The sequence below is a fragment of the Actinomadura gamaensis genome, from assembly GCF_042652125.1.
In the GTDB taxonomy this organism is placed as follows: Bacteria; Actinomycetota; Actinomycetes; order Streptosporangiales; family Streptosporangiaceae; genus Spirillospora; species Spirillospora gamaensis.
Map to the genome: position 1 here is coordinate 92,472 of NZ_JBHSIT010000006.1, position 7,515 is coordinate 99,986.

Genomic DNA, 7,515 nt, shown 5'->3' on the forward strand with positions numbered 1-7,515 from the left:
CGGTGGCGTGCCCGGTTGCTACGACCTGGGGGAGTGCGGTCGGGTGTTCCCGCTCAGCCCGCCGTCGTCCTGGCCGTGCGCTTCCTGACCACCCGCCGTGCCCTCGCCGTCCGGGTGGGTGACGTGCGGCCGGCCGTGCCCTGACAGCCCACCGCTCTCGTCGTGGTCGCCTCCCTGGTGATCGCCTCCCTGGTGGTCGCCGCCATGGTGGCCGTTGCCACCTTGGTGGTCGCCCCCTTGGTGGTCGCCCCCTTGGTGTCCGTTGTCATCGTGATGGTCGCCTCCGTGGTGGTCGCCGCCGTGATGGTCACCGCCGTGGTGGTCGCCGTCGTCCTGGTTGGAACCGGTGCCGCAGCCGAGGGAACGAGCGCAGAGGACCAGTTCGGCGGTGGCGCCGCCGCCGGTCTGCGCTCCGTCCTGCCCGCCGGTCTCGTTGGCGACGGCCCGGGCGCTGTTGCGGAACTCACCGGCCCGGGTGACCTGGACCTTGAGCTCCAGGGTGGCGCTGTGGCCCACGGCCAGGTTGTCCAGCGCCCACCGTCCGGTCGCCGGGTCGTAGGCGCCGTCCGAGGCGGTCGCCGACAGGAAGGTGAGCGTGGCCGGGACCCGGTCGGTCACCTTGATCCCGGTGGCGGGGCTCGGGCCGTCGTTGGACACCCGCAGGACGAACGTGACCGTCTCACCGACGTTGACCCGGGTGCGGTCGGCGGCCTTGACCAGCCGGAGCCGGACCGAGGCGGCGACCGGGGTGGACACCGCGTTGGAGGTCGAGGTCATGTGCTTGGTCTCGCCGCCCACGGTGTGCGTGTAGGCGGCGGTGGCCTGGTTCTCGACCGTTCCGCCGGCGCCCGCGCGGTCCACCCGGACCTGGAACTCCACGGTGAGGCCCTCGGCGGTCTCCTTGACTCCGGTGGTGTCCAGGCGTCCCCCCTTGCGGTGGGCGGGGTCGGCGCCGGCGCCCAGGTAGAACCGCACGGTCCTGCCGTCGGTGGCGACGTCCGGGACGGTGGTGCCGGCGCCGGGGCCCTTGACGACGCGCGCGCTGCCGGGCACGTAGGCGATGCCGTCCGGAAGGGTGTCGGACAGCACGAACTGCTCGGCCGCGACGCCGCCGTAGTTGGTGGCGTTGACCTGGTAGGTGAGCGTCCTGCCCACCTGCGACTGGCCGCCGGGCGTGGCCGTCTTCTCCAGCACGACGTACGGCGGGGTGCCGAACTCGATGCGGTCCAGGAAGTTGCCGTTGGTCTGGCTGCCGCCGTAGGCCGACACCGAGCGGAAGGCGAACCGGGTCACCTTCTGCCCGGCCGGAACGGTGTAGGAGCCGGTGTGCTTGACCCACGCGGTCCGGTCGTCGGCGAACTCGGCCTGCTGCACCGGCTTGTCGGGCGGGCCGATGTCCACGGCCATCTTGTCGACGCCGTCGCGGCCGCGGTGCATGAGGCTCCAGTACAGGGTGCCCGCGTTCTCGGTGTCCAGGTCCTGGTAGAGGGTGGACTCCTGCCTGGCGTTGAGCTCGGCGTACTGCTTGCCGGACGCGGCGTCCACGCCCGGCATCACGCCGCTCGCCCACAGCTCGATGAGATGGTCGGGGGTGGCCTTCGGGTCGATGGGCTGGGCGATCCAGCCCGGCACGTGGTCCTTGTCGCTCGCGCGGGTGGCGTCCGGCAGTTGCACGTACCGGTTGCTGGACGGGTCCCATCTGTCGCGGGGCACATCCGGTTGCTCGAAGTCGCCGTTGACCAGCTTGACCTGCTTGGGCGCCCGGTCCTTGGAGGGGTTCTGGGGTGCGGCCATGGGGGCTCCTTGTGAGGGAGGAATTGGACGTACTCCCCTTTTGGCTACCCTCGGTAACGATCGCTAACGTTGCAGAGTAGTTGCAGGTCAGTGCCGCCCAAATAGCCCATCGTCACCCACAGTCACAGATTCTTTGCCCGCCGCAGAAGATGGGCGACCACCCGCCCGCCCCTTCCCGGCGGTGGCGGCGGACAAGCCGGATTCAACCGGTGGCGGACATCGTCCGGGTGGCGTACTCGTTCAGGGCGGCGCGGACGAAGAGCGCGCCTTCCCTGCCGCCGTAGGTGGCCTCGAAGTCGGGATGCTCGACGTACAGGTCGCCCAGGCAGCGGACGAGCCGGATCGAGCGTTCGCGGTCGCCGTCCGCGACGGGCGTGCCGGGGATCTGGGCGAGCCAGGCGACGTGGCGTTCGGCGAGGGCCTGGGCGCGCGGGGAGGCCGGCGTCGCGCCGTCCCGCCAGGCGGCCTTCCACGCGCCGACCAGCTCGTCGGTGTCGCGCTTCCAGGCGACGCGCTGGCTCAGGGACTTGCCCTTCCACCAGGCGTTGCTCTCCTCGTAGGCGCGCTCGCCCCAGCGCGCGACGACATCGTCCCGGTAGGGCTCGTTGAAACCCTCCAGCATCATCTCCAGGGACGGATCGACGCCCCTCCGGCGCGCCTCCAGGGTGTGGCGGACCGCCCGGATCCGCTGGTCCAGGCGGTCCCGCTCCGCTTCCAGGAGGGTGATGTGCTCGCTGAGCGTCGTCTCCTCGTCCTTCTCGTGCGCCAGGATGTCCGCGATGTCGGGCAGCCCGAGGCCGAGGTCGCGGAGCAGGAGGATCCGCTGGAGGCGGGCCACCGAGCCGGAGTCGTAGTACCGGTAGCCGTTCTCGCCCACGCGCGACGGGCGCAGCAGGCCGATGTCGTCGTAGTGCCGGAGCGTCCTGCTCGTGACTCCGGCGCTGCGCGCGACCTGCTGGATCGTCCACTCCACGGTCGTCAGCTCTCCACGATGAAGTCACCCGTGATGTTCTCCCGCGCCCATTCTTTCGCGTGTCCGAGCTCGGCCGTGCGCGGCGCGGTGAGGACCACGCGGTTCCCGTCGGCGTCGTCGATGGTCAGGTCGGAGGTGAACCAGCGGGTGTCCTCCGGGCCCGAGACCCGGACGCCGTCGAACCCGCGCAGGCGGTCGGCCAGCGCCGCGAGGTCCTCGTCCGGGGCGGAGAAGCTCACGCTCGTGCTCCCGCGCTCCGGCCTCCCCGGGACGATCAGCAGGTCCTGGTACTTCATCCGGCGCAGATGGACGACGGCGGGCGAGCCGTCCGGCCCGGGGACGGCGGCCAGCGAGACGAACCCGACGGCCTGGTAGAACGCTTCGGCGGCGCGGACGTCCGAGACCTGGAACGTCGCGAACATCGGCATGGGGTAGATGGTTCGGTCGATCACGCGCCCCACGCTAGAAGTTGACGCAACGGCAAGGTCAACCCGCCGGGGCGCGTCAGCCGTAGCGCTTCATCTCGTGGAAGAAGCCCGGCACCTCCTGGAGCCCGCCCGACGCGGTGACCTGGTCGTACACGTGGCGCGCGACGGCCAGGTCGAGGACGCCGAGACCGAACGGGGAGAAGATCACGGGCTGGTCGGCGGGCGGGACGACCTTGCCGGCGAGCACGTCGTAGAGGGTGCCCGCCACGAAGTCGCGGTGGCCGACCTTCTGCTCGGCCAGGTGCGGCGAGGTGTTCGCCTTCATGCAGTGCTCGACGTCGTCCACGACGTTCCAGGACGCGAGGATGATCTCCGGCGACAGGTCGCGCAGGGACACGTGCAGGACGAGCGGGGCGTGCGCGAACCAGGCCGGGTCGTGGACGTGCGGCTCGCCCGCGACCGTCGCGAAGACGATCAGGTCGGACGACCGGATCAGCTCCTCGGCCGTGCCGTGGATCGTGATCTCGCCGTCCTCGCTCCGCGCCAGGTACTCGCGGAATCCTTCCGCGTGCTCGGCGGACAGGTCGTGGATCCCGAGCTCGTCGAACTCGAAGCCGTTCGCGGCGAGGTAGGTGTGGACGTACCGGGCGATCAGGCCGACGCCGAAGAAGCCGGCGCGGCGCGGGCGCGGGCCGCGGGCGTCGGCGAGGCGGGCGGCGGCGAGGGCCGCGGACGCGGCGGTCCGCGCCGCGCTGATGATGGACGACTCCAGGCACGCGAACGGGTACCCGGTCTCGGTGTCGTTCAGGATCAGGACGGCCGAGGCGCGCGGGACGCCGTTCGCGACGTTGCCCGGGAACGACGAGATCCACTTGATGCCGTGCGCGTTCACCTCGCCCTTCACCGACGCGGGCAGCGCGATGATCCGGTTGGCGGGCTGGTCGGGGAAGCGCAGGAAGTAGGAGTCCGGGTTGACCGTCGCGCCCTCGCCGTGCAGCCGGTAGGCCGCCTCGACCATGGCGGTGACCTCGGGCTCGCGGCCGTGCACGGCCTCGTGCACCTGCGCGCCGGAGATCACGGCGAAGGACGGGGTCTGCGACATCGGGAGGGGCTCCTCTACGGTTCGGCGACGCGGCGGCGCGTCGGGCGTCATGCGGTGGTCGGCGCCGGCAGGTGGTCGGCCGGCAGGTCGGGGAAGTGCTCGGCGAGCCACCCCTCGTCGTAGATCGAGTCGAGGTAGCGCTCGCCGAGGTCGGGGGCGATCGCGACGGCGACGGGCCGCCGTCCGTCGGCGGCGTGCCGGGCGGCCAGCCAGCTCGCCGCGCCCGAGACGACCGTCCCGGTGGAGCCGCCGAACAGGAAGCCGCGCGCCGACAGCCGGTGGACGGTCCGGATGGTGTCGGGCTCCGCTACGTGCACGATGTCGTCCACGTACGACTCGTCCACGAGGGCGGGGCGGGCGCTGGTGCCGAGGCCGGGGACCATGCGGCGTTCGGGGATGCCGCCGAAGGTGACCGAGCCGACCGCGTCGATCGCGACGATCGTGACCGGGCGGCCCCGCTCGCGGAAGTAGCGGGCGCAGCCCATGAGCGTGCCGGTGGTGCCCGCGCCGACGAACAGCACCTCCAGGTCGGGGAAGCGGCGGTCGATGGCGGGCGCGGTGCCGTTGTAGTGGGCGAGCCAGTTGTTGCGGTTGGCGTACTGGTTCAGCCAGACGTGGTCGGACCGGTCGGCGCACAGGCGCCGGACGTGGTCGATGCGGCTGGCGAGGTAGCCGCCGTTGGCGTCCTGGTGCCCGATGACCAGCACCTCCGCGCCGAGCGCGCGCATCACCCGCATGGACGCGGGGTTGCAGCGCGGGTCGGTGACGCACAGGAACCGGTAGCCGCGGTCGGCGGCGATGATGCTGAGCGCGATGCCGAGGTTGCCCGAGGACGACTCGACGATCGTGGAGCCGGGCCGCAGCACCCCGTCGCGCTCGGCGGCCTCCACCATCGCGGCGGCGGCCTTCAGTTTCACCGATCCGGCGAAATTGAACCCCTCGCACTTGAGGAACAGCGGAACGTCGAGCACGGGACGCAGGTCCACATAGAGGTCTTCGACGTTGAAGTCCTGCGGCGAGGTGATGATGGGCACGCTGCCACCCTGGGAAGAAATGCGATCTCGTTGGCCGGCGGAAGTGGGGACGGCGACGCGGCGAAAGGGAGGGTCCCACCTCTCGCCGATCCGTTGTGCGAATGGCTCGAACGCAATTTCCGGCCGTTCTCCAGCTTCCCCCGAAGTGTGCCGCGATCATCTGGTGGAACCGTGGCGGATCATCACGGTACCTAGCTGCATGTACTCCCGCAACCCCCGGCTTACCGGCCGGTAGGGTGGTTATCCGACAGAAACCCGGCAGGACTGGCCGGGGTCGGACATAAGCTTCTTCCCGCGTCGAAGCCGGTTCCGAACCGGCGGATATTCGACGATGACGGCTGAGCGCCACCACATCACGGAGGGTGACGATGAACGCTGGGCTGCCGGTCCGCGACCGCCTGCTGCCGGTCGAGGCCCTGCCGGTGCTGGACGTCCCGCCCGGCGAGATCGCGCGCGCCCGCGAGCTGGCGGCGCGGCACGGCATGGTCCGCGACCGGGGCGTCGACCTCGGCGCGCCGGTCATCGCGCGGGTCGAGCGGTTCGCCGCCGAGGGCGACCGTCCGGCGGTCGCCGACGGGCGCCGCGAGCTGAGCTACGCCGAGCTGGCGGCGGAGGCGCGCAGGTTCGCCACGCTGCTGGAACGCGAGGGCGTGCGGCCGGGCACGGTCGTCGGCGTCGGGGGCGAGCGGCGCGTCGAGGTGCTGGCCGCGTTCCTGGCGCTGGAGCTGGTCGGGGCGCTGTACGTGCCCGCCGACGGGAGCTGGCCGGCCGGGCGGGTCCGGGACGTCCTGGACCAGGCGGGCGCGGCGCTGCTGATCACCGTGGAGGACGAGGTGCCCGCCGCGCTGCGCGAGGGCGCGGAAGCGGCGGGCTGCCGGATCGTCCCGGCGAGTGGGGCGCGCGGCTGCGGGCCGTGGCGGGGCGAGCCCCGGCTGGAGTCGCTCGACCAGCCCCGGTACGTGCTGTTCACCTCGGGTTCGACCGGCAAGCCGAAGGGAGCGGTGGTCGAGCACCGCGGGATGCTCAACCACCTGTTCGCCAAGATCGTGGACCTGGGCATGACCGGCGCGGACGTGCTGGCGATGACCTCGCCGCTCGGCTTCGACATCTCGGTCTGGCAGATGGTGTGCCCGCTGCTGATCGGGGGCCGGGTCGAGATCGTCCCGGACGAGGTGGCGCACGACCAGGTGGCCTTCGCCCGCGCGGTGGACGAGCGCGGCATCACGGTCGTGGAGCTGGTGCCGACCATGGTCCGGCACCTGCTGGACGACCTGCCGGACGCCCCCGCGGGCTCGCTCGGCGGGCTGCGCTGGATGATCGCGACCGGCGAGGAGCTGCCCGCCGAGCTGTCCCGGCGCTGGCTGGAGGCCATGCCGCACGCCGGGCTGCTCAACGCCTACGGCCCGACCGAGTGCTCCGACGACGTCACCCACCACACCGTCACGGCCCCCGACCTGGAGCTCCTCCGGCTCCCGATCGGGTCGCCGATCGTCAACTCGCGGCTGTACGTGCTGCGCCGGACCGAGGACGGCACGTGGGCGGCCTGCGACGTCGACGAGGTCGGCGAGCTGTTCGTCGGCGGGATCTGCGTGGGCCGCGGCTACCTCGGCGACCCCGACCGCACCCGCGCGGCGTTCTTCCGCGACCCGTTCGAGGACTCGCCCACCGGACGCCTGTACCGGACCGGCGACGCCGTCCGGCTGCTCCCGGCGGGCGCGGGCGGCGAGGACCGGCCCGTCCTGCAGTACCTCGGCCGGGTGGACCGGCAGGTGAAGATCGCCGGAGTGCGGATGGAGCTGGGCGAGATCGAGGCCGTCCTCCAGCGGCACCCGGGGGTGGGCGCGGCGGCCGTCGTGGTGCACGAGTTCGATCACTCACGGTAGTCACACTGGCCCGTTCCGGTCGTGAACCATTGTCACATCCCGCGCGTCCGCGTTCACTCAGCGAACGTTCAGCGGTGGGGTTTTGTCACCTTGGTTAGTGATTGCAGAGGTCAAGTTCTACTTTCGGGGGGATTGCGGGGCATGTGACGGGCTGGTTAACTGAGCCTCTGCTACTCCTCAGTAGAGGTGCGGGTCGAGGGGACCTCGGCACCGGGCGAAAGCAGTGGCGCTCCCGCCCGGACACACGGTCGGGGCCCTGGTGGCAGACGTGTTCCGCCACGGCCGGGCGCGCGGCCGGGTG

Annotated in this window: 6 protein-coding genes; 1 reads left to right on the top strand and 5 read right to left on the bottom strand. The window is 71.7% G+C overall.

Features of this window, described 5'->3' with window-relative positions; all coding sequences use genetic code 11:
- Nucleotides 1-18 precede the first annotated feature (18 nt).
- The 5 genes from ACFPCY_RS21115 to sbnA form a co-directional block, all read right to left on the bottom strand.
- Nucleotides 19-1,794: an isopeptide-forming domain-containing fimbrial protein gene (locus ACFPCY_RS21115; protein WP_378257668.1), complete on the bottom strand. Its 1,776-nt coding sequence runs from the start codon at nucleotides 1,792-1,794 to the stop codon at nucleotides 19-21.
- A gap of 202 nt (nucleotides 1,795-1,996) precedes the next feature.
- Nucleotides 1,997-2,767, bottom strand: a complete 771-nt coding sequence (locus tag ACFPCY_RS21120) for a MerR family transcriptional regulator (protein WP_378257670.1) — start codon at nucleotides 2,765-2,767, stop codon at nucleotides 1,997-1,999.
- Nucleotides 2,768-2,772: 5 nt separating this feature from the next.
- A complete protein-coding gene (locus ACFPCY_RS21125) occupies nucleotides 2,773-3,219 on the bottom strand; it encodes a VOC family protein (RefSeq protein WP_378257672.1) in 447 nt (148 codons plus the stop codon).
- A gap of 52 nt (nucleotides 3,220-3,271) precedes the next feature.
- The gene (gene sbnB / locus ACFPCY_RS21130; protein ID WP_378257674.1) at nucleotides 3,272-4,297 is read right to left on the bottom strand and encodes a 2,3-diaminopropionate biosynthesis protein SbnB; all 1,026 of its coding nucleotides are present in this window, start codon (nucleotides 4,295-4,297) and stop codon (nucleotides 3,272-3,274) included.
- A 47-nt stretch (nucleotides 4,298-4,344) separates the two neighbouring features.
- The gene (sbnA, locus tag ACFPCY_RS21135; protein WP_378257676.1) at nucleotides 4,345-5,331 is read right to left on the bottom strand and encodes a 2,3-diaminopropionate biosynthesis protein SbnA; all 987 of its coding nucleotides are present in this window, start codon (nucleotides 5,329-5,331) and stop codon (nucleotides 4,345-4,347) included.
- 368 nt (nucleotides 5,332-5,699) lie between these two features.
- Between sbnA and ACFPCY_RS21140 the strand changes: the two genes are divergently transcribed.
- Nucleotides 5,700-7,214 carry an amino acid adenylation domain-containing protein gene (locus ACFPCY_RS21140; protein WP_378257678.1) on the top strand — a complete coding sequence of 505 codons (1,515 nt, stop codon included), beginning with the start codon at nucleotides 5,700-5,702 and terminating at the stop codon, nucleotides 7,212-7,214.
- The last annotated feature ends 301 nt before the right edge of the window (nucleotides 7,215-7,515 follow it).

Coding starts and splice junctions, on each gene's coding strand:
- ACFPCY_RS21115 (WP_378257668.1), bottom strand. CDS start 1,794: ATGGCCGCACCCCAGAACCCCTCCAAGGACCGGGCGCCCAAGCAGGTC.
- ACFPCY_RS21140 (WP_378257678.1), top strand. CDS start 5,700: ATGAACGCTGGGCTGCCGGTCCGCGACCGCCTGCTGCCGGTCGAGGCC.
- sbnB (WP_378257674.1), bottom strand. CDS start 4,297: ATGTCGCAGACCCCGTCCTTCGCCGTGATCTCCGGCGCGCAGGTGCAC.